Here is a 24,966-nt window from a genome sequence, read left to right on the forward strand (position 1 = left end):
TAAAGACTATATGTATGGCAGAGAGATTAGTAATTGTTTCAGACATGTGGGGCACCAAAAAAGGACTTTGGATAACGGCTTACCTTGGCTATCTACAACAGCATTATGATATTGTTTTTTACGATTGTCAAGAACTGGCCAATATAAATTTGGCGGTTGAAAATCAAGAGAATTTACATGAAGCGTTTGTAAATGGCGGTATCACTACGGCGGTACACCATCTTTTAAAGAGAGAAAAAGAACCAAGTCACTACTTGGCTTTTAGTACAGGCGGAACTGTTGTTTATAAAGCCGGCCTTTCTGGTTTGCCCATAAAATCGTTGTATGCCATATCGAGTACGCGTATACGACTAGAAAAAGCAAAAGCAAACTTCACTAGAAAGTTGTTATTTGGCTCAAATGATGCGAACAGGCCAAATGCTACTTGGGAAAAGGATACGGAAACGCAAATAAGTTTAGCACATAATTTTGGCCACGAAATGTATTCTGATGAGAAAATAATCAAAGAAGTATGTCAAGAATTACTGGCAAACGTGACTAAAAAGCAGTTTCAAGTTTAGGAAACTGCTTTTAATTTTTTAATCGTATCGAAAGAGAGCATTTTCTCAGCATAAGATTTGGTTACCTTTAACTCTTTTTCATCACTACTTGGAAGTGAAAACATCGCATCTGTAAAGATAGCTTCGCATAAAGAGCGTAATCCACGTGCACCGAGTTTGTATTCAATTGCTTTTTCAACGATATAATCTAAGGCTTGATCAGTAATGGTGAAGGCCACATCATCCATTTTAAAAAGCTTTTCATACTGCTTTATTATGGCGTTTTTAGGCTCAGTTAAGATGGCCCTAAGCGCTTCAGCATCTAAAGGATTCATATGTGTTAATACGGGTAAGCGACCAATAATTTCTGGAATTAAACCAAAATCCTTTAAATCTTTTGGAATAATGTATTGTAAAATATTGGTTTCATCTAATTGATCTTCTGCCTTTTTAGCACTATACCCAATAGACTTCATGTTTAAGCGCTTGTTGATAGCTCTTTCAATACCATCAAAAGCACCACCTGCAATAAAAAGGATGTTTTCTGTATTGACCTCTATAAATTTTTGATCAGGATGTTTTCTGCCACCTTTTGGTGGAACATTAACTACGGTACCTTCTAAAAGTTTTAATAAACCTTGTTGTACGCCTTCGCCAGAAACATCTCTAGTTATAGATGGATTATCACTTTTGCGGGCAATTTTATCAATTTCATCAATAAAAACAATACCGCGCTCTGCTTTTTCTAAGTTGTAATCTGCGGCTTGTAGAAGCCTAGTTAATATACTTTCAACATCTTCCCCAACATAACCTGCTTCTGTTAAAACCGTAGCATCAACAATGGCAAGAGGCACATTGAGCATTTTGGCAATGGTCTTAGCAATAAGTGTTTTTCCTGTTCCAGTTTGTCCTACCATGATGATATTACTCTTCTGAATTTCTACATCGTCTTCTTTAGAGGTAGGCTGTAACAATCTTTTGTAATGATTATAAACGGCCACAGACATTACCTTTTTGGTGCGTTCTTGGCCGATAATATAGGTATCTAAAAACTCCTTAATTTCTAAGGGTTTTTTTAATATGAGTTCAGAAGAGAGGTCTTCGTTTTTACTTTGTTTTGATTCTTCTGCTACAATGCCATGAGCTTGCTCAATGCAACGGTCACAGATATGTGCATCTAAACCTGCAATTAATAAATTCGTTTCTGGCTTTTTACGACCACAAAAAGAACATTCTAAACTTTCTTTTGCCATAATTTTGTACTATCACTGCACTATATAAACGAAAATAAATTCGTTTTAGTTTTAATTGTTGTTACTTAAGTAACTTTGCTAAATTTAGTCGTAATTATTTTTTTTCTCTTACAAGAATCTCATCAATCATTCCGTAATTTTTAGCTTCTTCTGCTTTCATCCAATAATCACGGTCACTATCATCGCGTACTTTTTCAATATCTTGATTAGAATGTAAGGCAATGACTTCGTACAATTCGTCTTTCAACTTTAAAATTTCTCTTGCAGTTATCTCAATATCACTCGCTTGCCCTTGAGCACCACCCATAGGTTGATGAATCATAACACGTGAATGAGTAAGTCCGCTGCGCTTTCCTTTTTCTCCAGCACATAATAAAACTGCACCCATGGACGCTGCCATACCGGTACAAATAGTGGCCACATCTGGCTTTATGTACTGCATGGTATCATAAATGCCTAAACCTGCGTATACGCTACCACCTGGAGAGTTTATGTAAATTTGAATATCTTTAGCTGCATCAGCACTTTCTAAAAATAGCAACTGTGCTTGTACGATATTGGCAACTTGATCATTAATTCCTGTTCCTAGAAATATAATTCTGTCCATCATTAACCTTGAAAAAACATCCATGGCAATTGCATTCATTTGGCGTTCTTCAATGATATTTGGAGTCATTCCTACGGGATACATGCTACTCATGATTTTATCATAATACATGCTGCTAATACCTTGATCTTTTATAGCGTAATTCTTGAATTCTTTTCCGTAATCCATATATTTTTTAAACTATTATTATAATAAAAAAGGTGTTGAAATAAAGCTTTCAACACCGTAAAGATACTTATTTTATCCTTGCAAAACTACCCATAAACTTCCTTAACAAAGTTTTCATAAGTAACTTCTTTTGTCTTAAGATTGGCCTTTTCCTTATAAAGGCTTATTAATTTCTGACTCATTAATTGTTCAGAAAGTCTTTTTACTTCGTCTTGGTTCGACAATACTCTAGCCGCTATATTGTCTAATTCTTCCTCAGCAGGATTTAATTGACCAAATTGTGCCATTTGAGATTTGATAAATCCTTTAGCGAATTCTTTCAATTCATCAAATTGCACCTGAAGATTATTTTCTTGGATAATTTTACCTTCGATAAGTTGGTAACGCAATCCTTTTTCTGATTTTTCGTACTCGGCAGTGGCTTCATCATCAGAAAGTACTTTCTCGCCAGTAAGTTGAATCCATTTTTTCAAAAAGTTAGCGGGTAAATTAAACTTTGTATTGTCTATGAAGTCTTCAGTAACATCATTTAAAAGCTTTTGATCGGTTTGCTGTACAAATTGTTGTTCAGAATCTTCTTTAATCTTAGCTTTTAATTCTTCTTTAGATTTGATAACATCAGGACCAAATAGTTTGTCAAATAATTCCTGGTCTAATGCAGCGGGCTCTCTTTCATTAATTTCCTCAATACTAAATGAAACATCAACATTCAAATCTTTTGCAACTTCGATTTCTATGCCCATAGATCGTGCTAAATCTTGATCTTCTTTGAATAATTTTTTGGTGTTTACACTAAGGGTATCGCCTACTTTTTTGCCCATGAAGGCCGTAATCGCTTTTTTGTCTTTTAGTTCACTAAGGGTGATGGTTGCTTTATTTTCAATTTCAGCGGCTTCATTGGTAAAGGTTCCGACAACTTCATCTTTGGCGCCCACTTCATTTTTATTGATCAATTTTCCGTATTGTTTTTGAATACGTTCAATTTGTTCATTAATCATTTTATCATCAGCCACTATTGTATAATGTATGATGGGTTTTTTTGCTTTTAAATTAATTTCAAAAGACGGTGCTAAACCTAGTTCAAATTCAAAATCGAAATCATCTGAATCCCAGTTAAAATTATCACGTTGTTTTGGTAAGGGATTTCCAAGAACATCTAATTTCTCTTCTGTAAGGTATTTGTTAAGGTTGTCTTGAATTAACTTATTTACCTCGTCAACCAATACGGCTTTACCATATTGCTTTTTGATAAGGCCCATAGGTACTTGTCCCTTTCTAAAACCAGGGATGTTGGCTTGTTTTCTATAATCTTTTAGAATAGTTTCAACCTTGTCTTGGTAATCGTCTTTTGTAACGGCTACTTTTACAACAGCATTTAATTCGTCAATCTGTTCTTTAGTGATATTCATTTATATAACTTGTTTTACATCAATAAAATGGGATGCAAAAGTACTATAAATTGTGAATTGCAACAAATTTTTAAACTACTGAATTTCAAATAGGATCCTATTTTTTGATCATTCTTTCAAAAAAGAGTAAAAAATAGATTGTAAAAATGACAAACAAAGGCTAAATAATAAGGCCCACCAAAGGCCATCCACCATAAATCCGTCAATTAAACGATCGGCCAGAAGAATCATTAGGGCATTGATGATCAAAAGAAAAAGCCCTAGGGTGAGTATGGTTATGGGTAAGGTTAAAATGGTTAGTATGGGTTTAACAATAAAGTTTAATAAACCTAAAACTATAGCCACAATAATTGCCGTGTAGTAACTATCTACAGACACGTGAGGTAAAATCTTTGATAGAATTACGACAGAAATGGCGGTTAATAAAATTCGTAATATAAGTTTCATAGGCTATTTTTTAGGATTACAAAAAAAGGTGCCCCAAAAGGCACCTTAAATATAGTTATAAATGTAATACCTAGTTAATATAAAGCCCTTTAAAATCTAGTGGATTTACTCCAGGTAAATTTGAACCGTACTTCGCATTGATCTGTTCAATAAATAAGTTCGACAATAGTGAATATCCTCTTGGCGAAGGGTGTACACCATCTAATGAAAAGGCACCGCCTGTTCCATAGGTAGCGGTAACTCGACTACCATCTTGCAGCGTAATGCCACTCGCGGCAACAGTGGTTAAGTAGGCATTTGCATCTACAAGCGCCAAATTATACTGACTAGCTAATGTTGCTATAGTTTGGTTGTATCCCGTAATAGCCGCTGCTACGGAAGCTTGCTCTTGAGGCGTTAAAACCCATTTGTCAGCTAATGGTACGGCAACACCATTAATACTTGTTGGGTTAGTAGGATCTGCTAAAGTTCCTATGAATGTTCTTGAAGGCAATACCAATAGATCATTTGCTGTTGCTTGTCTGTAGTTAGGCAGTCCTGGTAATGCTGTTAAATCTTCATCGATAATGACTACTGCATTGGTGGCACTAGCAGTAAAAGAAATAGTTCTAAGGGCGGCTTCCTCGGGGGTAATAGCGGAACCAGCCAAATATTGTTGTATTCCACCGTTGTATTGCGCATAGGCGCCATTTACTAGGGCAGCTGTTGCAGCATCTAAAGGAACCGGATTGTGTGGTACGGTCTTAAAATAGGGTATGGTAGTAACGTCTGGAATATTTGCGACTACCCCGCCAGAAACTGTTGGGCTAGCGGTCATGGCTTGTAGTATACCATTGTAAACACCAAAAAAGGTTGTGTTGTGCGTAATATCATTACTGCCATAGGTTGCAGGATTTAAATTTCCTGTTTCATTGTGGTCTTCACCGGCGCCACCAGAAGTGGCATAGCCTAAAACATCATTATTGCCAATCCATAGGGTAAAGAAGGTTGGGTTTTGACTGAGTACATCTGCTAAAACGGTTGTTGTTGGCGATGAGGCCATTCTAATAAAATAAGGATTTGCATTCGGTAATGCTTGAACATCACCATAATTTGGTGCGCCAAGGTGATAACTTTTTGCTCCAGGGACACCCATATTATTGAATGGACCTGTTAGTGGAGTAGAGATCTCAGTAGTTCCAGCGCCAGATACTGCTGTGGGGGTGGGTGACCCTGTAGTGAACGAAAGAAATAGTCGATTTCCAAAACCAGGTAATGGGGCGCCTCCTAAGGTTAATCCACCTAAGTTATCTGCCATAAAGGGAACTTTAAAGTCACCACCACCGGCTAGACTAAAGTTGCTAGCCAACATAACAGGCATACTATTTTCTTGTCCTTCTCTAAAGAGGGCGTTGTCAGAATAACCTGCCGTTAGCGAGTTACCAACAGAAACATAGGTTGTAAAATCAGCAGTACCACTTGTATATACTACGGGTGCTATACTTGTCTCTTCGATAATATCATCATCAGAGCAGGAGATAAATAACAAGCTAAAGGCAATTAATGCGAAAAATTTTTTCATGAAAATATGAGTTATAGATTAGTTGAGGTGCAAATAAATGCAGGTTATCCAAATTTAATTAAAATTATAATACTAGCAACTGTAATACCAAAAAAATTATGCATGCATAATAAATCGCCCAATTTTTTTAGGAGTTCATAAAATTATAAGAAAAGTCAAAAAATTGTTCAGGATTTTCAGCATGTAACCAATGACCTGCCTTTTCAATGGTTTTAATAGTGGCTTTCGGAAAATGTCTTTTGATTAGTGCCTGGTCTTCTGATGTAATATATTCTGATCGATCACCTCTTAAAAATAAGCAAGGACCTTCATAAGTGGCATTTGAACTTATGTTTTCCCCGACTTCTTCCATTTTTGTACTTAGCACTTTCAAGTTGAATCTGAAATCAAGAACACCTTTTTCAACCCAATATAAGTTTTTCAATAAAAATTGACGAATTCCAAAATCTTTAATGTGTTTTTTTAAAGCATCATCAGCGTCAGATCTGGAATCTAAACTTTTTACATCAATGGCATTTAAGGCATTAAGAATAGATTGATGATGTGGTGGATAGTATTTTGGCGCAATATCCGCTATGAGCAACTTAGCTATTTTTTCAGGATAGCTACAGGCGAATTGCATCGCGGTTTTACCACCCATAGAATGGCCTAAGAGTATAGTGTTTTCTAAATTATAATGCGCCATGTAGTTTTTTACATCTTCAACTAGAACATCATAATTAAAAATGTCAGATTGAAAACTTTTTCCGTGGTTTCGTTGATCTAGTAAGTGTACTTCAAAACCATTTTCTGCATAGGAGTTTCCCAGTGTTTTCCAGTTGTCAGACATGCCTAAAAAGCCATGTAGAATGAGCAAAGGTTTTCCTGTTCCTAGTATTTGAGAATGTAAAAGTTGCATTATTTTAATTTATTTAGGTACATGTTAACGACATTTTCTAGTCCAAAATATAAGGATTCGCAGATTAAAGCATGGCCAATGGACACTTCTAATAAATTTGGAATATTTTTTTTAAAGTATTGAATGTTGTCTAAACTTAAATCATGTCCGGCATTGATGCCTAAGCCAACAGTAGTTGCCATTTTTGCTGCCGTGATAAAGGCGCTCACGGCATTATGTTTTTCTGTTTCATTGGTTGCTTTACTAAAGTTTTCGGCATAACTTTCAGTATATAATTCAATCCTGTCAGCACCAATCTTAGCCGCATTTTTAATTATTGCAACCTTAGGAGCTACAAAAATAGAGGTTCTAATACCTTTTGCTTTAAAGGTAGCAATCACATCTTTTAGAAAGTCATGGTGTTTTATCGTATCCCAACCTGCACTAGACGTAATGGCATCTTCGGCATCTGGAACGAGAGTTACTTGAGTTGGGTTTATGTCTAAAACTAAATCAATAAATTTTTGATTTGGATTCCCTTCTATATTAAATTCAGTAGTGACAATACTTTTTAGGGCACGAGCATCGTTATACTTGATATGCCTTTCATCAGGTCTTGGGTGTATAGTAATGCCTTGTGCACCAAAACGTTCAATATCACTAGAAACTTGTAAGAGATTTGGCATGTTCCCACCTCTTGCATTTCGAAGTGTGGCAATTTTATTTACGTTAACGCTTAATTTTGTCATTCTCAATAGTCTTTTTATTTGGCAAAAATACAAATTAGGTATGCTTTTTGAATTATTTAATTAGTAATTTGCATGATATATACCAATATGAATTTACAATCACACATCATACGTAGCATTCCAATTTTTAAATTGACGACTTCAATGGAAGAAATTGTGCGCTTTTTTAAAGACACAACGTATTCCCATGTGGCCGTCACTGAAAATGGTAAATTTTTAGGGGTTATTTGCGAGAACGACCTTAAAGAGCTTGATGTAGCCACTAACTTAGAGGATTTTCGTCATTCATTAGAAGCTGTTTTTGTACATACAGAAACCTCTTGGCTCGATGTTTTAGAAGCTTTTTCTAGAAATGAGGCTAATCTACTTCCTGTTTTAAATGAAGATGCAGTCGTACAGGGTTATTATGAATTAAATACTATTGTTAGTGTCTTTATTGACACCCCATTTTTCTCTGAACCAGGGGGTATTTTGGTGGTGGCTAAAGGAGTGAAAGATTATTCGTTTAGTGAAATAGCTCAAATAGTAGAGACTAACAATACTAAAATTATAGGTGCCTTTATAACAGATAACAAAAATGATTTGATTCAAGTTACTTTAAAAATAGGAGCTGAGAATTTAAACGATGTTATCCAAACATTCAGACGGTACAACTATAGTATTCTTTTTGGAAATAATGATGATCAGTTTTTAGAGGATTTAAAAGAAAGATCAGATTATTTAGATAAATATTTAAACGTTTAGTGGTATGAAAGTCGCTGTTTACGGACAAGCATATTCTGATAACGCCCTTGATTATGTACTGGAATTACTCGATGAATTAAGTAGCTTAGCTGCCGAAGTTTATTTTGAAAAAGAGTTTTATCAGGTACTGCAAGTATCAGAGAAATTAAAGGTCTACCCACTTTTTACGGAAGCCAAAGGTTTAGATGATACTTTTGATATGTTGGTTAGTTTTGGTGGTGACGGTACTATTCTAAGGGCTGTTACTTATGTAAAAAACTTAAACATTCCAATTGTAGGGGTAAATACAGGCAGGTTAGGTTTTTTATCAACATTTAAAAAAGAAGATGTACGTAAAGTAGTTAAAGAATTTATTGCTGGAGCTTATACTATCGTTGAGCGTAGCTTAGTTGAGGTACACACCCATCCGCCAACACCAGAATTCAACAGTTTAAATTTTGCGTTGAACGAAGTGACCGTAAGCAGAAAGGATACAACGTCTATGATTACAGTAGAAACCTATTTGAATGATGATTTTTTGACTTCATACTGGGCAGATGGTCTTATAATTGCAACACCAACCGGATCCACCGGATATTCTTTAAGTTGTGGAGGACCCGTCATTGCACCCACCGTAAAATCGTTAATATTAACACCTATAGCACCCCATAATTTAAACGCAAGACCTTTAGTGATTTCAGATGATACTGAAATTCGGTTGAGGGTTTCGGGTAGAGAGGAGTTTCATTTAGTTTCCTTAGATTCTAGGATAGCCACCTTAGAAAATGGAACAGAAATTTTAGTAAAAAAAGCAAGCTTTACCATTAAAATGATTGAATATACTTCGGAGAGTTTTTTAAAGACATTGCGTAATAAATTACTTTGGGGTGAAGATAAGCGCAATTAGCCCGCCACAAAAACAATAAAATCTACTAAAAGTTGTTTATCAAAGGGAGAACAAGAATATAGGGATACACTTCAAATTTTTATATTTGCAAACTTTTAAAATAGATGAGAACATTTTTTTTATTACTCTTTGTGTTAACATTTTTTCAAATGTTTGGGCAGACCTATGAAATTGGCATCATGGCTGGTGGCGTAAATAATATTGGAGATGTTGGTAGATCAAATTATATTGCTCCTTCAGGAATAGGTGTCGGTGGTATTTTTAAATGGAATATAAGTAAGCGCTACGCATGGCGTGCAAGTGTCTTGTATGGAGAATTTACCGCCGATGACACAAAATCTAATATGAGTTCAAGGCAACAACGGGCTTATCTTGTAAATAATAATATTCTGGAAGCCTCTGCAGGGTTAGAATTAAATTTTGTAGACTACAACCTGCATAGATTAGGACCTGCCTTTACACCTTATTTATATACTGGAATTACTTATTTTAGATATGATTACAATTATATTGACGCCAATCAAGTCATAAATTTTGATAATCAGAGGGACGGATCATTCGCCATACCTATGATTATAGGCTTTAAATATAGACTCACAAGATCATTAATACTGGGGGGTGAAATTGGTGCTAGGTACACCTTTACGGATAATCTCGACTTTAGTAATCCAACAGATGCAAACTTAGAACCGTTAAATGTAGAATTTGGCAATATTTTTAGCAATGATTGGTACGTTTTTTCTGGGATTACCTTAACTTACGCCTTCAAAAGAAAGCCTTGTTCTGATTGTTTTGAGTAACACATATGATGACCACTATAGATACGATTGATAAAAATAAAGTGCCAAATCACCTTGCTATAATTATGGATGGTAACGGTAGATGGGCTAAAAAGCATGGAAAAATAAGAGTCTTTGGTCATGAAAATGGTGTAAAAACCGTTAAAAAAACCGTAGAGTCTTGTGCTGCAGCAGGAATCTCCTACCTTACCCTTTATACCTTCTCTACCGAAAACTGGAACAGACCCAAATTTGAAATCGATACTTTAATGCGTTTATTGGTTTCTTCTTTAAAGAAAGAATTGGCTACGTTTATGGAAAATAACATCGCTTTAAACGCTATAGGAGATCTGGATTCTTTACCCCAAAAAGCACGTAAGGAATTACAAGAGGTTATTCAGAAAACTAGTAAAAACACAGGTTTAACTTTAACATTAGCTTTAAGTTATGGTGCAAGAGAAGAAATTAAAAATGCGATACAAGCTATAAGTACCAAAGTTAAAAATAATATAATTTCTGTTGAAAATATTGATGAAACCATTATTAATAACCATCTTTACACTCACAATTTACCAGACGTAGATTTGCTTATACGTACTAGTGGAGAACATAGAATCAGTAACTTTTTACTCTGGCAAATTGCATATGCTGAGTTGTATTTTACGGATGTTTTATGGCCTGACTTTACAGAGCAACATTTGGTTGAAGCAATTTTAAATTACCAAAATAGAGAACGAAGATTTGGAAAAACTAGCGAACAACTTATCTAGAGCTGCAAAAAAGTGCAACTCTCTTCAAAAAATCACCATATTTTTATTGTTATTTAGTGTAGCGAGTTTTTCGCAAGAAACCTCTTATGACGAGGGGAAACAATATATTCTAGCAGGCTTAGAAGTAACTGGTGTTCAAAGCTATAACGAACAAACTGTTAAAACCTATACGGGTCTTCGAGAAGGGCAAGTAATTACCGTTCCAGGTGAAGAAATTAGTGCCGTTATTAATAAACTATGGAGTTTGGAGCTTTTTAGTGATATAAGCTTTTATATTACTAAAATAGAAGATGATAAAATTTATTTAGAATTAAATATATTAGAGCGGCCTACCTTAACCGATGTAACCGTATTTGGCGTTAAAAAGGGTCAGGTTGATGATATTTTAAAAGATACCGATTTAAAAAAGGGTAAAAAAATCACTGAAAATCTAATATCTAACTCTAAAAACTACCTACAAAATAAGTACAAAAAGAAAGGTTTCTTAAATACCAAGGTCAATATTGTGACCGCTATAGATACATCAGAGACCAACGCTCAAAGTATGGTGGTTACTGTAAAAAAGGGTGCTAAAGTAAAAATCAGTAGTATCAGTTTTGAAGGGAACGAAAAATTATCGGACAAGAGATTAAAAAAATCGCTTAAAAAAACAAAAGAAAAATCTTTAAAAAATATTTTAAAATTAAAAAGATCTAAATATATCCCCGAAGAATATGAGGCTGATTTGGTAAAATTAGTCGAGACTTATGCAGAAAAAGGCTATAGAGATGCGCGTATATTATCAGATACAATTATAAAAAATGGTGAGGATTTAATCGATATTAAAATTAAAGTTGAAGAAGGTAATAAATATTACTTCGGTGAAATAGATTTTGTTGGGAACTCCGTTTATACTGACCGACAATTAGCCACGGTGCTAGGGATTCGCAAAGGCGACACCTATAACGGCGTATTGTTAAAAGAGCGTATTGCCGACGATTCGAAGCCTGATCCTAACGATATCACTAGTCTATATCAAAATTTTGGTTATATGTTTTCTAGTATAAACCCAGTTGAGGTTTCTGCTGTTAATGATACCATTAATTTTGAAATCAGAATTATTGAAGGTAAAGAAACGTTTTTAAATCACGTGACTGTAGATGGTAATGATAGAACAAATGATCACGTTATCTTCAGAGAGTTAAGAACGCAACCAGGTCAAAAATACAGTAAGGCCGATATTATCAGAAGTATTCGAGAATTGGGTGCTTTAGGATTTTTTGATGCTGAAAATGTAAAACCCGATGTAATCAACCCAAATCCAAATGACGGTACTGTAGATTTAAATTATAGTGTTGTCGAAGCAGGATCTAGCCAGATAGAGCTACAAGGTGGCTATGGTGGAGGTGGTTTTATTGGAACTTTGGGCTTATCTTTTAGTAACTTCTCGATCCAAAATTTATTCAATAAAAAAGAGTATAAGCCAGTGCCTATGGGTGATGGTCAAAGTTTTGCCTTGCGTTTACAGGCGAGCCAAACCTTTAGAGTATATAGTTTAAGTTTTACAGAACCTTGGTTAGGTGGTAAAAAACCGGTTAGTTTCAGCGCTTCACTATCAAGAACGAGAAATTTTGACTTTGATAGAACGCAACAATTTAGAGGTAGGTTTGAAGTAGATAAAAGTAGAAGTTTCGCCATTACAGGGATTACCTTAGGCTTAGCAAAACGAGTACAATGGCCTGATGATTTCTTTACGATATCACATTCTTTAGGGTATCAACTCTACCAATTTAATGATTTTAATGTCACCAACTTAAATTTTGGTAACGGTAATGCCAATTCTTTGGCCTATACTTTAGGTATCTCCAGACGATCGGCGGGGTCTAATCCCATTTTCCCAACCTATGGTTCTAATTTCGAAATTCGCGCTAAATTTACACCGCCTTGGTCTTTGTTAAATGACACGGATTATAATCAGCTTAACGAAGACTTGGCCAACGCTACTACAGAGCAACAATTACAGGAAAATAATCAAGAGCGCTTTAAATGGTTAGAGTTTTATAAAGTAAACTTTAAAGGGGATTGGTATACAACCTTAGTGGGTAGAGCGAGTAACAAGTCCCTAGTACTTCGCACCAATGCAGAATTTGGATTTTTAGGAAATTATAACAATAGAAAGGGGAACGTACCTTTTGAACGTTTTTTCCTAGGAGGAGATGGTATGGGTAACTTTACGCTTGATGGTCGTGAAAACATTGGTTTAAGAGGCTATGAAAACAACTCAGTAACGCCATTCAATCCTGTGACTGGGCGCCAAGACGGTGCGGTTATTTACAACAAGTTTACCATGGAGCTTAGGTATCCATTAACCCTTAAACCATCTGCGTCTATCTATGGATTAGCTTTTATGGAAGGTGGTAACGCTTTCAACAATTTTAATGATTTTAATCCGTTTGAAATAAAAAGATCAGTTGGTGCTGGTTTGCGTATTTTTATGCCGGCTTTTGGATTATTAGGAATCGATTTTGGTTACGGGTTTGATAATGATTATAGCAATCCGGTTGGAACACCAAGCGGTTTCCAAACTCATTTCATTATTGGGCAACAATTTTAGAGCTTTAAATACGTAGCAACACCATCAAATAAAAACAATTTAATTTAATTTTGATAGTGGTACGTGTTTTAGAAGAGGTATCGTAAAATCTGGGTTTTTTATATTAAACTTTACTATTTTACCTACATTCTTAAAATATTTATTTATTTTGGCACGATATTTTCTATACCAGTAAATAGAAACGAAATGAAAACAAAAGTTCTTTTATGTATTAGTGCGATGCTTTTATCGTTAAGCTTATTTTCACAGCAGCGAGGTGTAAGAATCGCGTATGTGGATATGGAGTATATTCTTGAAAATGTAGAAGAATATCGAGAGGCAAACGAACAACTTGACGCGAAGGTCCAAAAATGGAAGTTAGAGTTGGAGCAAGAACAGAGTGCAATTGATCAAATGAAAAAAGATTTGATGGCAGAGAAAGTACTGCTAACGAACGAGTTAATTGCCGAGCGAGAAGAAGAGATTAAAATTTTAGAGAAAGAAATGTTCGATTATCAACAAGACCGTTTTGGTCCCAACGGTGATTTAATTCTTTCGAAACAACGATTAATACAGCCGATTCAAGATCAGGTTTTTAATGAAGTTCAAAAAATAGGACAGAGTAGAAATTATGACATGATTGTCGACAGATCAGCTGATTTTGTGATGTTATATGCTGATAAGAGATTAGACCTTAGTGAATTAGTATTAAATGCTATTTCAAGAACACGAAAGGTGAGTGCCGCTAAAGAAAGAGTCAATAAACGAAACGCTTTAGACGATTTTGAAGGCGAGCCAGAAGAAAGAGAAATGACAGATGCTTTAAAAGAGCGTTTATCGCAAGCAGAAGAAGCTCAAAAGGCAAGAGATAAATCGGCTGCAGAGAAGAGAGAAGAACAATTAAAACTTAGAGAAGAACGTAAAAATGCCTACGAAGCTAGGCGTAAAAAATTGTTAGAAGAGCGCGAAGCCAAGAAAAAAGAAGCAGAAGCAGAAGAAAAAGAGAAAAAAGGAAATCAATAATTTAAACTCAAAATCCTCCGAAAGGAGTACTAAACCATTTATTTAACACTCAAAAGTAATTTAAGAAAACATGAAACATTTAAGAAAAATAGTAGTAGCAGTAGTTTTATTTGTAGCAGCGTCGAGCTTTGTGAATGCGCAAAATAAAGTTGCACACATTAATGTAACTGATTTAATGTCTGCAATGCCCGAAATGAAAGCCGCAGAAGCTGAGCTTAAAAAGTTGCAAGAAACCTATGGTGCTGATATTCAAAGCTCTGTAACTGAAATGCAAAACAAATACAAGCAATATCAAAATGAAGCGGCCACAAAGTCTGATGAAGAAAATCAGAAAAGAATGGCTGAATTAGAAGGTTTTGATAGAACTATTAAAGAAGCACAACAAAAGGCGCAACAAGAACTTCAAAATAAGCAAGTGGCATTATTAGGTCCTATCTCAGATAAGGCTAAGTTAGCCATAGAAAAAGTTGCAGCAGCACAAGGTGTAAATTATGTATTAGATTCATCACAAGGTAGTGGAGTAATCGTAGCAAAAGGAACAGATTTATTGCCTTTAGTAAAAAAAGAATTAGGTTTTTAATAGCGACCTAATAACAAATTTAAAAAAATCCACTTTGTACAAAGTGGATTTTTTTTTGCTCTAGGGCATTGGTGTTTTTCTAATTTTATAACCTTTGCGAATTCGGTACTATCATTTTCGTAAACCAATAAAATTAATGTAACTTTCGATTTCATTAGGTATGTTAGGTATGAATATACAACCCATAGGTATTTTTGATTCTGGTGTAGGCGGTACCTCTATATGGAAGGAAATTAACAGGGTACTTCCTGATGAACATACCATTTATTTAGCAGATAGTAAAAATGCGCCTTATGGTGAAAAAAGTGCAGAAGAAATACTTGCCTTAAGCGAAAAGAATACCCAATTTTTAATAGCTCGGGGGTGTAAGCTAATTGTGGTAGCGTGTAATACGGCAACCACCAATGCCATTGCTTATTTGAGAGCTAAATACCCCATTCCATTTATTGGGATAGAACCAGCTATTAAACCTGCCGCATTACAAACTGTTTCCAAGAAAATTGGGATTTTAGCGACACAGGGCACCCTGTCAAGTGCGCTTTTTCACCAAACCTCAAAAGTGGTTGCGAACGGCATTGAGCTTATAGAGCAAAATGGCGAGGGTTTAGTGCCACTTATAGAACAAGGCAGGGTAGACAACCCCGAAACAAAAGAATTGCTTGAGCGGTACTTAAATCCTATGGTAGCACAAGGTGTAGATTGCATTGTTTTAGGCTGCACTCATTACCCCTATTTAATACCTGTCATCAAGTCTATTCTACCTGCGCACATACACATTATCGATTCAGGCGAAGCTGTTGCTAGGCAGACTAAGAATATTTTAGAAAGCCATTTATTACTAGCCCCAAAAAATAAGGCAACGCATCAATTTTATAGCAATGCTAAGCTGTCTATTTTAAAAGAATTTTTAACGGGCTATGAGGTTGAAATTGCGGCCCTAGATTTTTAGAAATAAAACAAATTTATTTCAATGTATAGCTTAAATAGGTAAAATCGTAGTTGTGATTTTCATCTTTAGGATGGTATTCTTCCTGACTAATTTTCCACCTGTTAAGATCAATTTCAGGAAAAAAAGCATCTGCTTCAAAGCTTTCGTGTACTCTAGTTAATTCTATTTTGGTTGCGATAGGTAACCCTAATGCGTAAATTTCTCCACCTCCAATAATATATACGATGGATTCTTTTTCAGTTAAAACTATAGCTTCCTCAAGACTATGCACCACAAAACAATCTTGATAGTTTGTCTTGTAATTTTTATCTCTTGTAATAATAATATGTTTTCTGTTGGGAAGGGGTTTTGGAAAACTTTCAAAGGTTTTTCGTCCCATAATGATAGCATGTCCTGTAGTGATTTTTTTAAAGCGTTTAAAATCGTCAGGTAAGTGCCAAAGCAGATCATTATTTTTACCTAGTGCGTTATTTTCAGCTGCCGCTGCAATTAGAGTAATAGTTTTCAATCTTCTTTTTTTTTATTTATTTGAGAAATAGGAAAGTCAGTTTCTATTTCTTTCTGTAAGGATGCAATTTTTTGCTTTTGCTTTAACACTAATTTTTCACGTTGTTGTCGTTCCCAAACTTTCCCCATGAATTTTTGAGTAAAGAACACATTAATGACATGGATGACAAATAAAAAAGCCCAAAAGGTTATAGCCCAAATAAACCAATTATAATCTGCACCGTATTTTAGTATTTTATTGATCAGGATCAAAAAAATACTTCCTACAAGGAAGATCACAAAGTGTGTATACAAACGTTTTTTTTGTTTTACACGCAACTGTGCATGTTCTAAAAGTTCGTGTTGTTCTAGATCTATTTCAGGTTTATTTTTCGCTTTAGAAAACATGTATATTAAGTATCTTTACCTTACAAAGATACTACAATTAGTATTTTAACGATTTATACGATGCAAAATATTAGTAAAGAATTCCCCATTTTAGACCAGTATATTTATGCCAATACTGCTGCTCACGGTATTTTATATGATGGTCTTTTAGACTGGCGCCAAGAACATGATCTAGATTATTTAATAGGTGGTAGTACTTTTAAAACCAAGGCCTTACAAACAATTACTGATACCCGAGTGGCTGTTGGTCAGTTTTTTAATTGTAAAAAAGAGCATGTAGCCTTGATTCCAAATTTTTCAATTGGTTTAAATATACTTCTTGAAGGCTTGGATAAAAAGCATAAGGTATTACTCTTAAATGACGATTATCCTTCTTTAACTTGGCCATTTGAAAGCAGAGGTTTTGAGTGTACGTACCTCGATATTACGGAACATTTAGAAACGAATATTTTATCAGCTATTTCAAAAGAAAATATAACGGTTTTAGCCATAAGTCTGGTGCAATGGCTCAATGGAATTAAAATTGATCTTGAATTTTTAAAGAAGTTAAAAGAAGCGCATCCTGAACTTTTAGTTATTGCGGATGGTACTCAATTCTGTGGAACCGAGTCTTTCGATTTTGATAATTCAGGGATTGATATTCTAGGTGCCAGTGCTTATAAATGGCTGCTGGCTGGCAGTGGTAATGGATTTATGCTTTTTAAAGATACAGCTAGCACTTTTTTTTCGTTAAAAACCATTGGGTTTAATAGTGTAAATGCAGACCTTACTCAAAAAGGTAATGCGCGATTCACCAAGCATTTTGAACCAGGGCATTTAGATAGTTTAGCCTTTGGAAGCTTAAAAAAGTCATTAGAATTTTTGACGGATATTGGTATGGATACCATAAGTGCAAAAAATAGCGAATTAAGTGCTTTTGCCTTACAAGAATTTTCTAAACTGGGCGTATTAGAAGATAGTGTGGTTAAGCGAAAAACGCATAGTACCATTTTTACGATTGCTGGTGATCAAAAGCTTTTCGACCAGCTTGCCTATCATAATATTATTTGTTCTCAACGAGGAAAGGGAATTCGGCTTAGTTTTCACTTCTATAATACGACAAAAAACATCAGTAAAGTTGTTGATGTCATAAAAAAATCAAGGTAAAGGTTTTGAAAATGTAAAAAAATGGAGTATTCTTTTGATAATTTCAATTTTTTGTAATTCTTATTTTGCTGAAATCGCAAATCTGAGCTAACTAGTTGGTAATCAATATTTTTATAGCGTGCTTTGCAGCTCATATAAAACACTATATTATGGCCATCACAAAACAGTATTTAAAAAGTAAACCGGTTTGTAAAGTAACCTTTACAGTTCCGGCGGAAGAAGCAGCAAAAGTATTTGTTGTTGGTGATTTTAATGATTGGAATCCAAAAAAAGGAGCTTTAAGAAAATTAAAAAATGGAACCTTTAAAGGAACTATGGATTTGCCAAAAGAAACGTCTTACGAGTTTAGGTATCTTGTTGATGATAGTTTTGTCAATGATACAGAAGCAGATCGTTACCAATGGAACGACTATGCTGGTGCAGAAAATGCAGTTTTAGAGCTATAGATTTCTAAGAAATTTTATAAAAAAGCGGAAATAAATTCTAGTTTGTTTCCGCTTTTCTATTGTTTTTTTAAATAGCTACAGCTCCTTTAATATGCGGATGCGGATTGTAATCTACAAGCGTAAAATCTTCAAAAGTAAAGTCAAAAATATTTTTCACCTCAGGGTTTAAAATCATTTTAGGTAAGGGTCTAGGTTCTCTACTTAACTGTAGTTCTACCTGCTCCATATGATTGTCGTAAATATGGGCATCTCCAAAGGTGTGAATAAAATCTCCGGGTTGGTAACCACAAGCTTGTGCCATCATCATTGTAAATAAAGCATACGAGGCTATATTAAAGGGAACTCCTAAAAATATATCTGCACTACGTTGGTATAATTGACAAGATAATTTTCCATCCGCAACATAAAATTGAAAAAAGGCATGACAGGGTGGTAAAGCAGCTTTACCATTAGCAACGTTTTCTGAAAACGATTTTGATGTATCGGGTAACACACTAGGATTCCAAGCAGAAATTAACATTCTTCTACTATTGGGATTGTTTTTTAGGGTAGCTACAACTTCTTTAATCTGATCAATTTCTTCGCTGTTCCAATTGCGCCATTGGTGACCGTAAACCGGGCCCAAATTTCCGTTTTCATCAGCCCATTCGTTCCAAATTCTTACCCCGTTTTCTTTCAAATAATCAATATTTGTATCCCCTTTTAAAAACCAAAGTAATTCATAAACAATCGACTTTAAATGTAATTTTTTGGTGGTGACCATAGGAAAACCTTCACTGAGGTCAAAACGCATTTGATAGCCAAAAACACTTTTAGTTCCCGTACCTGTTCTGTCTCCTTTTTGGTTGCCATTTTCCAAAACATGTTGTAATAAATCGTGATATTGTTTCATCCGCCCCCATGCCCCCAAAGGGGGATTTTTATATTAGTATATCACAAAAATATAGAATCGTTTCAAATTATTGCGCTTAATTAAAAGCTACTTATCAATAATTATTAACGAAATTAAAATTTATAAACTTGTTTATTTAGTTAGCGGTATTTAGCCTTATTATAGGAGTTCGCCCTTCGGGGACTAGTGAGCTTTTTTTTTTAATAGGAGTTTACGACCTAATTAAATTGTCAATTTTAAACCGTAATATTTAGAGTTCCCCCTTTGGGGGCTAGGGGGATTATCCCAAGATCATCCCAGCAATAGTCGCCGAAAGTAAGGATGCTAAAGAGCCGCCTAGAACCGCTTTTAAACCAAATTCTGACAATGTTTTTCGTTGTCCGGGTGCTAGTGATCCTATTCCCCCAATTTGAATACCAATGGAGGCAAAATTTGCAAAACCACAAAGCATATAGGTAGCCATGATAACCGATTTATTATAGGTAAAATGTGTGCCGTTAGCCACATCCTTAAGGTCTGCTAATTGAATGTATCCGATAAATTCACTTGCTGCTAATTTAATACCCAACAACTGCCCCATAAGCATCACATCTTCTTTTGCAACACCAATTAACCACATTAAAGGTGCGAAAATAGTGCCGAGTATAGACTCTAAGGATAGTTTTTGGTACGAACTGTTTGCGGCAATCCAATCGTTAACAGAAGTTACATCGCCAATGGCACCAAAAACCCAATTTATCATAGCAATAAAGGCCACAAAAACAAGAAGCATAGCACCAACATTGACAGCAAGTTTTAGTCCTTCTGTGGTTCCGTTGGCTATAGCATCTAAAAAATTATTACCTATTTTTTCATTAGAGACTTCAACATCGGTATTGATAGATTCGGTTTGTGGGTATAATATTTTTGAAATTACAATGGCTCCTGGGGCAGCCATGACCGATGCTGCTAATAAATGCTTGGCAAATTGCAACCTTAATAGTTCATCATCACCTCCTAAAAAACCAATATAGGCCGCTAATACAGCCCCGGCCACCGTGGCCATACCGCCAATCATGACCAAGAGTATTTCGGACTTGTTCATTTTCTCTAAATAGGCTTTAATCAGTAAAGGTGCTTCGGTTTGTCCGAGAAATATATTACCGGCAACACTCAAGCTTTCAGCCCCTGATATGCCTAAGCTTTTGGTTAAAAGCCATGCCAGCACTTTGACCACTTTTTGAATTATGCCTAAATAGAATAATACAGATGTTAAGGCTGAAAAGAAAATAATGGTGGGGAGTACCTGAAACGCAAAAATAAATCCGAAGGTGTCCATGTCGACCACCAAACCTTCAAATAAAAATTTACTTCCAGCCGTCGTAAATTCAAGTATTTTTACAAATACTTTTCCAATTTTATCAAAAACATATTGAATAAAAGGTACTCGGAGAACACCTATGGCTATAATTAATTGAAGTCCTAAACCAATACCTACCGTTTTCCAATTTATGGCTTTTCTGTTGGCGCTAAAAAGAAAGGAAACAAAAATGAGTACCACCATGCCCAGCATACCTCGCCACAAACTATTTAAAGAAAACCCATCGTTTGGTTTTATGACGCTTAAAGTTTCTTGGTTGATATCAGTCAGCGTTATTATTTCGGCTGATTTTGTGATACTATCAATAGGGATTGCTTCTTGGGCAAAGGATGGAAATACAATACAAAAGGCGATGATTAGAAACCAAAAGCTGTTTTTCATACGTTAAATCATTTTTATTTATTAAAAAAATAGGAACTCACGTAATTGATACGCTCTTGTAGTATTGAATATTATTCTCTTTTAGAAATTTCGTCTCGTAATTTAGCGGCTTTTTCATAATTTTCATTGGCAACTGCGCTATCGAGCTCCTTATACAGCTCTTCTGTAGAAAGTTCTGAATATCCGTCACTTGCAGAACCTGTGATCTCTACAGTTTCTCCTTCTTGAAGAATTTCGTTCACCATAATACTATCATCTGATTTTTCATCCTCCTTGTCTTTAGAAGAAAACTTAAGGAAGATACCCGCTTTGTCTAAGATTGTTTTGTAGGTGAAAATAGGGGCATTAAAGCGCAGTGCCAAGGCGATAGCATCGCTTGTTCTGGCATCAATAATCTCTTCAATTTTATCTCTTTCACAAATAATACTCGAATAAAAAACACCGTCTACTAGTTTATGAATGATGACTTGCTTTACCGTAATATCAAAACGATCTGCAAAATTTTTAAAAAGATCATGAGTTAATGGGCGAGGAGGTTTTATTTCTTTTTCTAAAGCAATAGCAATAGATTGTGCTTCAAAAGCGCCAATAATAATAGGTAATTTTCGATCACCTTCAACTTCATTTAAAATAAGGGCATACGCACCATTCTGTGTTTGGCTGTATGATATTCCTTTTATTTTTAATCGGACTAAGCTCATAAGTATTTGTAAACTGTAAAAGGCTGTTTAAATAAAGGGCATGACCAATTATCTAAACAGCCCTTTAAAGAGGCACAATTTATAAAAAATTAAGCGTTTTGTGCTTTAAATTCTTTTAATTTTTCAATCAATGAAGGAACTACTTCAAATGCATCACCAACAATACCATAATCAGCGGCCTTAAAAAAGGGTGCTTCCGGGTCGTTATTGATGACTACTTTAACTTTTGAAGAACTTACGCCGGCTAAGTGTTGAATGGCTCCTGAAATTCCGATAGCAATATACAGGTTGCTGGCAACAGGTTTCCCTGTTTGGCCTACGTGTTCCCCATGAGGTCTCCAGCCCAAATCAGAAACTGGTTTTGAACATGCCGTTGCAGCGCCAAGAACTTCAGCAAGTTCCTCAATCATTCCCCAGTTTTCAGGACCTTTTAAACCACGTCCTCCTGATACCACAACATCTGCATCGGCAATGGTCGCTTTGCCTACGACTTTATCAATTTCAACAGATTTTGTAGAGAAATGACTAGCATTTAATGTGGGACTAAAGTCTTCGATAGTAGTGGCTACTTTGTTTTCAATACTACCAAAAGCATTGTTTGAAACACCAACAATTTTTACATCCGTGGTAATTTCAGATAAAGCAAAGCCTTTGTTGCTGAAAGTGGTTCTTTTTACTGTAAACGGATTTATACTTTCCGGAGCGGCAATCACATTAGGAATATAGCCTGCTTTTAAATGACCTGCTAAAAGAGGAGCTACATATTTGGTATCTGCGCTAGAACTTAAAATTAAAACTTTTGCCCCTTCTTTTGCTGCAGCTTCTTGAATAGCAGCTGCAAATGCTTTGGCGTTAAACGTTTTTAATTCATCGTTTTTAATGTTTAAAACTTTAGAAATACCGTAGTTTCCTAAACTTTCATTCTCTGATGCATTAAAGGAAACGGCCGTTGCTGTCGTACCCATTTTCTGGGCTACTTCATGGGCATAGGAAGCTACTTCAAATGCATTTTTTTTAAATTTTCCGTTTTCTGATTCTGTATATACTAAAACTGACATATTTTCAATTTTTTTAATTTTTGTACAAAACACTTTCCGAGAAAGGTGTTTTAGATATTTGTTTCTATTTTTCTGTAAGACCTATTTTGACGACCAAATTCATTAATTCTTAAGAACCAGGGAAGCGTTTAAATAGCTTTTGCCTCGTTATGAAGTAAATCTATAAGTTCATCTACAGAAGTGACTAGTTTTACACTTCCTTTGGCAGCAGGTTTTTCAAATTTAGTGTCTTTTGTAGCATGTATAGCCGCTATAGGTTCTATAACACTTAGCTTTTTTTGACGCGCCATCATAATGCCACGCATGTTTGGAATCCTTAAATCACTTTCTTCAACCAATCCTTTTTGGCCACCAATAATTAAAGGTAAGGTGGTTGCAATTTTTTCTTTTCCACCATCAATTTCTCGCACGGCTGTAGCTTCTGTACCTTCTACCTCTAATTTAATGCAAGTGTTCACGAAATTCATGTCTAAAATACTAGCTATAATCCCAGGTACCATCCCGCCATTATAATCGATAGATTCTCTACCGGCAATCACCAAATCATAGGCACCATCTTTAATGATGGCTGCTAATTGTTCTGCAACAAAAAAACCATCGGTCGGATCTGCATTTACTCGGATAGCTTCATCAGCACCTATCGCTAACGCTTTCCGCATGGTGGGCTCAACGTTGGCACCACCAACCGTGGCGATATGTACTACGGCATTTTGCTTTTCTTTAAACCACATGGCTCTAGTAAGTCCAAATTCATCATTAGGATTTATAATAAATTGAACCCCGTTAGTGTCAAATTTAGTATCACCTTCCGTGAAATTTATTTTTGACGTCGTATCGGGTACATTGCTTATGCATACTAATATTTTCATTCTTAAAGCTTTTAAATTTTTTAAAACAGGGCTAAGATAACCAATATTTTTCAAATTTACTATGCATGCATAGTAAATTTTATAACTTTTTTTGAGTCTTTCAGGCTTTAATATGACGGATTATTTCCTATTTTTGTTCACCTTTTAAAATAATGATTTTAAGCGAGCGCGTTTTACTACTTTAAATAGTATGGAAGCGTCATTGTTTTACTTGTTTAGGGTACTTGTGATCATTAAAAAAGAATTAAAAAAAGCACATGAAAACAATACAATTTAGAGAAGCTATTTGTGAGGCGATGTCCGAGGAAATGAGAAGAGATGAATCTATTTACTTAATGGGCGAAGAAGTGGCGGAATACAATGGAGCCTACAAAGCCTCGAAAGGAATGTTAGATGAATTTGGTGCCGATAGAGTGATCGATACGCCTATCTCTGAATTGGGGTTTGCTGGAATCGGTGTTGGTTCTGCCATGAATGGCAATCGTCCAATCATAGAGTTTATGACCTTCAACTTTGCTTTAGTAGGCATTGATCAAATTATAAATAATGCTGCTAAGATTCGTCAAATGTCTGGTGGTCAATTTAATTGTCCTATTGTGTTTAGAGGGCCTACAGGCTCTGCGGGTCAATTAGGGGCAACGCATTCACAGGCTTTTGAAAGCTGGTTTGCTAATTGCCCAGGTCTAAAAGTAATAGTGCCATCGAATCCTGCAGACGCAAAAGGATTGTTGAAGGCAGCGATTAGAGATAATGATCCTGTTATTTTCATGGAGTCTGAACAGATGTATGGAGATAAAGGCGAAGTCCCTGAAGGCGATTATATTATTCCGATTGGAGTGGCAGATGTTAAAAGAGAAGGAACAGACGTCACGATTATATCCTTTGGAAAAATCATAAAAGAGGCATACAAAGCTGCTGATGAATTGGCTAAAGAAGGTATCAGCTGCGAAATTATAGATTTAAGAACCGTAAAACCCTTAGATTACGAAGCGATTCTAAAGTCGGTTAAAAAAACAAACAGAATGGTTATTTTAGAGGAAGCTTGGCCTTATGGCAATGTGGCTTCCGAAATTATATACCATGTACAATCTAATGCTTTTGATTATTTAGATGCACCTATTGAGAAAATAAACACAGCAGATACACCAGCGCCGTATTCTCCTGTTTTGTTGGCAGAATGGTTGCCAAATTACGAGGATGTTATTAAATCAGTTAAAAAAGTAATGTATAAATAAGTGTTATACGCTGTAAGTATAGACAAGCTTTACTGACAAATGCGTTGGTAGAGCTTTTTTAGTTTTTACCC

The 24,966-nt window shown here is 35.4% G+C and carries 26 protein-coding genes; 12 read left to right on the top strand and 14 right to left on the bottom strand.

Annotation, left to right across the window (positions count from 1 at the left end; all coding sequences use genetic code 11):
• Positions 1-14 precede the first annotated feature (14 nt).
• The gene (locus GQ45_RS14345) at positions 15-560 is read left to right on the top strand and encodes a hypothetical protein (RefSeq protein WP_047419037.1); all 546 of its coding nucleotides are present in this window, start codon (positions 15-17) and stop codon (positions 558-560) included.
• Here GQ45_RS14345 and clpX read toward each other — a convergent pair.
• The 7 genes from clpX to GQ45_RS14380 all read right to left on the bottom strand — a co-directional run bounded on the left by clpX (position 557) and on the right by GQ45_RS14380 (position 7,610).
• Positions 557-1,792: an ATP-dependent Clp protease ATP-binding subunit ClpX gene (clpX, locus tag GQ45_RS14350; RefSeq protein WP_047419039.1), complete on the bottom strand. Its 1,236-nt coding sequence runs from the start codon at positions 1,790-1,792 to the stop codon at positions 557-559. The genes GQ45_RS14345 and clpX overlap by 4 nt on opposite strands.
• A gap of 94 nt (positions 1,793-1,886) precedes the next feature.
• Positions 1,887-2,567 (bottom strand): ATP-dependent Clp endopeptidase proteolytic subunit ClpP, encoded by a 681-nt coding sequence (clpP, locus tag GQ45_RS14355; protein ID WP_047419041.1) that lies wholly within the window; start codon positions 2,565-2,567, stop codon positions 1,887-1,889.
• Between the two features lie 86 nt (positions 2,568-2,653).
• Positions 2,654-3,976: a trigger factor gene (gene tig / locus GQ45_RS14360; protein WP_047419043.1), complete on the bottom strand. Its 1,323-nt coding sequence runs from the start codon at positions 3,974-3,976 to the stop codon at positions 2,654-2,656.
• Between the two features lie 108 nt (positions 3,977-4,084).
• Complete coding sequence (locus tag GQ45_RS14365) at positions 4,085-4,423, bottom strand: phage holin family protein (RefSeq protein WP_047419045.1); 339 nt, start codon at positions 4,421-4,423, stop codon at positions 4,085-4,087.
• 70 nt (positions 4,424-4,493) lie between these two features.
• Positions 4,494-5,984, bottom strand: coding sequence for a G-D-S-L family lipolytic protein (locus tag GQ45_RS14370; protein ID WP_047419047.1), 1,491 nt, complete (start codon positions 5,982-5,984; stop codon positions 4,494-4,496).
• A gap of 127 nt (positions 5,985-6,111) precedes the next feature.
• Positions 6,112-6,882: an alpha/beta fold hydrolase gene (locus tag GQ45_RS14375; RefSeq protein WP_047419049.1), complete on the bottom strand. Its 771-nt coding sequence runs from the start codon at positions 6,880-6,882 to the stop codon at positions 6,112-6,114.
• Complete coding sequence (locus tag GQ45_RS14380; RefSeq protein WP_047419051.1) at positions 6,882-7,610, bottom strand: pyridoxine 5'-phosphate synthase; 729 nt, start codon at positions 7,608-7,610, stop codon at positions 6,882-6,884. The genes GQ45_RS14375 and GQ45_RS14380 overlap by 1 nt, the downstream gene beginning before the upstream one ends.
• 87 nt (positions 7,611-7,697) lie before the next feature.
• Between GQ45_RS14380 and GQ45_RS14385 the strand changes: the two genes are divergently transcribed.
• The 8 genes from GQ45_RS14385 to murI all read left to right on the top strand — a co-directional run bounded on the left by GQ45_RS14385 (position 7,698) and on the right by murI (position 15,913).
• Entirely contained in the window at positions 7,698-8,354 is a 657-nt protein-coding gene (locus GQ45_RS14385; protein ID WP_047419053.1) for a CBS domain-containing protein, read from the top strand.
• 4 nt (positions 8,355-8,358) lie between these two features.
• Positions 8,359-9,240, top strand: coding sequence for an NAD kinase (locus tag GQ45_RS14390; protein WP_047419054.1), 882 nt, complete (start codon positions 8,359-8,361; stop codon positions 9,238-9,240).
• Positions 9,241-9,344: 104 nt separating this feature from the next.
• Complete coding sequence (locus tag GQ45_RS14395) at positions 9,345-10,040, top strand: DUF6089 family protein (RefSeq protein ID WP_047419055.1); 696 nt, start codon at positions 9,345-9,347, stop codon at positions 10,038-10,040.
• An 8-nt stretch (positions 10,041-10,048) separates the two neighbouring features.
• Entirely contained in the window at positions 10,049-10,789 is a 741-nt protein-coding gene (locus GQ45_RS14400) for an isoprenyl transferase (RefSeq protein ID WP_047419058.1), read from the top strand.
• Positions 10,761-13,382, top strand: coding sequence for an outer membrane protein assembly factor BamA (gene bamA / locus GQ45_RS14405; protein ID WP_047419059.1), 2,622 nt, complete (start codon positions 10,761-10,763; stop codon positions 13,380-13,382). Before GQ45_RS14400 ends, bamA begins: the two co-directional genes overlap by 29 nt.
• Positions 13,383-13,568: 186 nt before the next feature.
• Positions 13,569-14,384, top strand: coding sequence for an OmpH family outer membrane protein (locus tag GQ45_RS14410; protein WP_047419062.1), 816 nt, complete (start codon positions 13,569-13,571; stop codon positions 14,382-14,384).
• A gap of 70 nt (positions 14,385-14,454) precedes the next feature.
• Positions 14,455-14,964 carry an OmpH family outer membrane protein gene (locus tag GQ45_RS14415; RefSeq protein ID WP_047419064.1) on the top strand — a complete coding sequence of 170 codons (510 nt, stop codon included), beginning with the start codon at positions 14,455-14,457 and terminating at the stop codon, positions 14,962-14,964.
• A 169-nt stretch (positions 14,965-15,133) separates the two neighbouring features.
• Positions 15,134-15,913 (top strand): glutamate racemase, encoded by a 780-nt coding sequence (gene murI, locus GQ45_RS14420; protein WP_047420458.1) that lies wholly within the window; start codon positions 15,134-15,136, stop codon positions 15,911-15,913.
• A 13-nt stretch (positions 15,914-15,926) separates the two neighbouring features.
• Here the strand turns inward: murI and GQ45_RS14425 are convergent, their stop codons facing one another.
• Both GQ45_RS14425 and GQ45_RS14430 read right to left on the bottom strand, forming a co-directional pair.
• Positions 15,927-16,421, bottom strand: coding sequence for a dihydrofolate reductase (locus GQ45_RS14425; RefSeq protein WP_047419066.1), 495 nt, complete (start codon positions 16,419-16,421; stop codon positions 15,927-15,929).
• Positions 16,418-16,807 (bottom strand): 2TM domain-containing protein, encoded by a 390-nt coding sequence (locus GQ45_RS14430; RefSeq protein ID WP_047419068.1) that lies wholly within the window; start codon positions 16,805-16,807, stop codon positions 16,418-16,420. Before GQ45_RS14430 ends, GQ45_RS14425 begins: the two co-directional genes overlap by 4 nt.
• A gap of 60 nt (positions 16,808-16,867) precedes the next feature.
• On the opposite strand from GQ45_RS14430, the gene GQ45_RS14435 reads away from it, so the two are divergent.
• A complete protein-coding gene (locus GQ45_RS14435; RefSeq protein WP_047419069.1) occupies positions 16,868-17,953 on the top strand; it encodes an aminotransferase class V-fold PLP-dependent enzyme in 1,086 nt (361 codons plus the stop codon).
• 149 nt (positions 17,954-18,102) lie between these two features.
• Positions 18,103-18,399 carry an isoamylase early set domain-containing protein gene (locus tag GQ45_RS14440; protein ID WP_047419071.1) on the top strand — a complete coding sequence of 99 codons (297 nt, stop codon included), beginning with the start codon at positions 18,103-18,105 and terminating at the stop codon, positions 18,397-18,399.
• A 67-nt stretch (positions 18,400-18,466) separates the two neighbouring features.
• Here the strand turns inward: GQ45_RS14440 and GQ45_RS14445 are convergent, their stop codons facing one another.
• From GQ45_RS14445 to GQ45_RS14465, 5 genes are all read right to left on the bottom strand, one after another.
• A complete protein-coding gene (locus GQ45_RS14445; protein WP_047419073.1) occupies positions 18,467-19,291 on the bottom strand; it encodes a thymidylate synthase in 825 nt (274 codons plus the stop codon).
• 280 nt (positions 19,292-19,571) lie between these two features.
• On the bottom strand, positions 19,572-21,032 hold the full coding sequence (locus GQ45_RS14450) for a NupC/NupG family nucleoside CNT transporter (protein WP_047419076.1): 1,461 nt from the start codon (positions 21,030-21,032) through the stop codon (positions 19,572-19,574).
• 71 nt (positions 21,033-21,103) lie between these two features.
• Positions 21,104-21,733, bottom strand: a complete 630-nt coding sequence (locus tag GQ45_RS14455) for a bifunctional nuclease family protein (RefSeq protein ID WP_047419077.1) — start codon at positions 21,731-21,733, stop codon at positions 21,104-21,106.
• A gap of 89 nt (positions 21,734-21,822) precedes the next feature.
• A complete protein-coding gene (locus GQ45_RS14460) occupies positions 21,823-22,791 on the bottom strand; it encodes an electron transfer flavoprotein subunit alpha/FixB family protein (protein ID WP_047419079.1) in 969 nt (322 codons plus the stop codon).
• Between the two features lie 128 nt (positions 22,792-22,919).
• Entirely contained in the window at positions 22,920-23,660 is a 741-nt protein-coding gene (locus tag GQ45_RS14465) for an electron transfer flavoprotein subunit beta/FixA family protein (RefSeq protein WP_047420460.1), read from the bottom strand.
• Positions 23,661-23,917: 257 nt separating this feature from the next.
• Here GQ45_RS14465 and GQ45_RS14470 point away from each other — a divergent pair, with 257 nt between their 5' ends.
• Entirely contained in the window at positions 23,918-24,895 is a 978-nt protein-coding gene (locus GQ45_RS14470; protein WP_047419081.1) for a pyruvate dehydrogenase complex E1 component subunit beta, read from the top strand.
• Positions 24,896-24,966: the final 71 nt, after the last annotated feature.

This window comes from Cellulophaga sp. Hel_I_12, from assembly GCF_000799565.1.
Lineage (GTDB): Bacteria > Bacteroidota > Bacteroidia > Flavobacteriales > Flavobacteriaceae > Cellulophaga.

What these genes read in the sequence shown, in the direction of transcription:
- GQ45_RS14430 (WP_047419068.1), bottom strand. Translation starts at nt 16,807, where the DNA reads ATGTTTTCTAAAGCGAAAAATAAACCTGAAATAGATCTAGAACAACAC.
- clpX (WP_047419039.1), bottom strand. Translation starts at nt 1,792, where the DNA reads ATGGCAAAAGAAAGTTTAGAATGTTCTTTTTGTGGTCGTAAAAAGCCA.
- GQ45_RS14390 (WP_047419054.1), top strand. Translation starts at nt 8,359, where the DNA reads ATGAAAGTCGCTGTTTACGGACAAGCATATTCTGATAACGCCCTTGAT.
- GQ45_RS14470 (WP_047419081.1), top strand. Translation starts at nt 23,918, where the DNA reads ATGAAAACAATACAATTTAGAGAAGCTATTTGTGAGGCGATGTCCGAG.
- GQ45_RS14380 (WP_047419051.1), bottom strand. Translation starts at nt 7,610, where the DNA reads ATGACAAAATTAAGCGTTAACGTAAATAAAATTGCCACACTTCGAAAT.
- GQ45_RS14410 (WP_047419062.1), top strand. Translation starts at nt 13,569, where the DNA reads ATGAAAACAAAAGTTCTTTTATGTATTAGTGCGATGCTTTTATCGTTA.
- clpP (WP_047419041.1), bottom strand. Translation starts at nt 2,567, where the DNA reads ATGGATTACGGAAAAGAATTCAAGAATTACGCTATAAAAGATCAAGGT.
- GQ45_RS14375 (WP_047419049.1), bottom strand. Translation starts at nt 6,882, where the DNA reads ATGCAACTTTTACATTCTCAAATACTAGGAACAGGAAAACCTTTGCTC.
- GQ45_RS14465 (WP_047420460.1), bottom strand. Translation starts at nt 23,660, where the DNA reads ATGAAAATATTAGTATGCATAAGCAATGTACCCGATACGACGTCAAAA.
- GQ45_RS14445 (WP_047419073.1), bottom strand. Translation starts at nt 19,291, where the DNA reads ATGAAACAATATCACGATTTATTACAACATGTTTTGGAAAATGGCAAC.
- GQ45_RS14435 (WP_047419069.1), top strand. Translation starts at nt 16,868, where the DNA reads ATGCAAAATATTAGTAAAGAATTCCCCATTTTAGACCAGTATATTTAT.
- GQ45_RS14365 (WP_047419045.1), bottom strand. Translation starts at nt 4,423, where the DNA reads ATGAAACTTATATTACGAATTTTATTAACCGCCATTTCTGTCGTAATT.
- tig (WP_047419043.1), bottom strand. Translation starts at nt 3,976, where the DNA reads ATGAATATCACTAAAGAACAGATTGACGAATTAAATGCTGTTGTAAAA.
- GQ45_RS14440 (WP_047419071.1), top strand. Translation starts at nt 18,103, where the DNA reads ATGGCCATCACAAAACAGTATTTAAAAAGTAAACCGGTTTGTAAAGTA.
- GQ45_RS14400 (WP_047419058.1), top strand. Translation starts at nt 10,049, where the DNA reads ATGACCACTATAGATACGATTGATAAAAATAAAGTGCCAAATCACCTT.
- murI (WP_047420458.1), top strand. Translation starts at nt 15,134, where the DNA reads ATGAATATACAACCCATAGGTATTTTTGATTCTGGTGTAGGCGGTACC.
- GQ45_RS14455 (WP_047419077.1), bottom strand. Translation starts at nt 21,733, where the DNA reads ATGAGCTTAGTCCGATTAAAAATAAAAGGAATATCATACAGCCAAACA.
- GQ45_RS14450 (WP_047419076.1), bottom strand. Translation starts at nt 21,032, where the DNA reads ATGAAAAACAGCTTTTGGTTTCTAATCATCGCCTTTTGTATTGTATTT.
- GQ45_RS14370 (WP_047419047.1), bottom strand. Translation starts at nt 5,984, where the DNA reads ATGAAAAAATTTTTCGCATTAATTGCCTTTAGCTTGTTATTTATCTCC.
- GQ45_RS14385 (WP_047419053.1), top strand. Translation starts at nt 7,698, where the DNA reads ATGAATTTACAATCACACATCATACGTAGCATTCCAATTTTTAAATTG.
- GQ45_RS14395 (WP_047419055.1), top strand. Translation starts at nt 9,345, where the DNA reads ATGAGAACATTTTTTTTATTACTCTTTGTGTTAACATTTTTTCAAATG.
- GQ45_RS14415 (WP_047419064.1), top strand. Translation starts at nt 14,455, where the DNA reads ATGAAACATTTAAGAAAAATAGTAGTAGCAGTAGTTTTATTTGTAGCA.
- GQ45_RS14460 (WP_047419079.1), bottom strand. Translation starts at nt 22,791, where the DNA reads ATGTCAGTTTTAGTATATACAGAATCAGAAAACGGAAAATTTAAAAAA.
- GQ45_RS14345 (WP_047419037.1), top strand. Translation starts at nt 15, where the DNA reads ATGGCAGAGAGATTAGTAATTGTTTCAGACATGTGGGGCACCAAAAAA.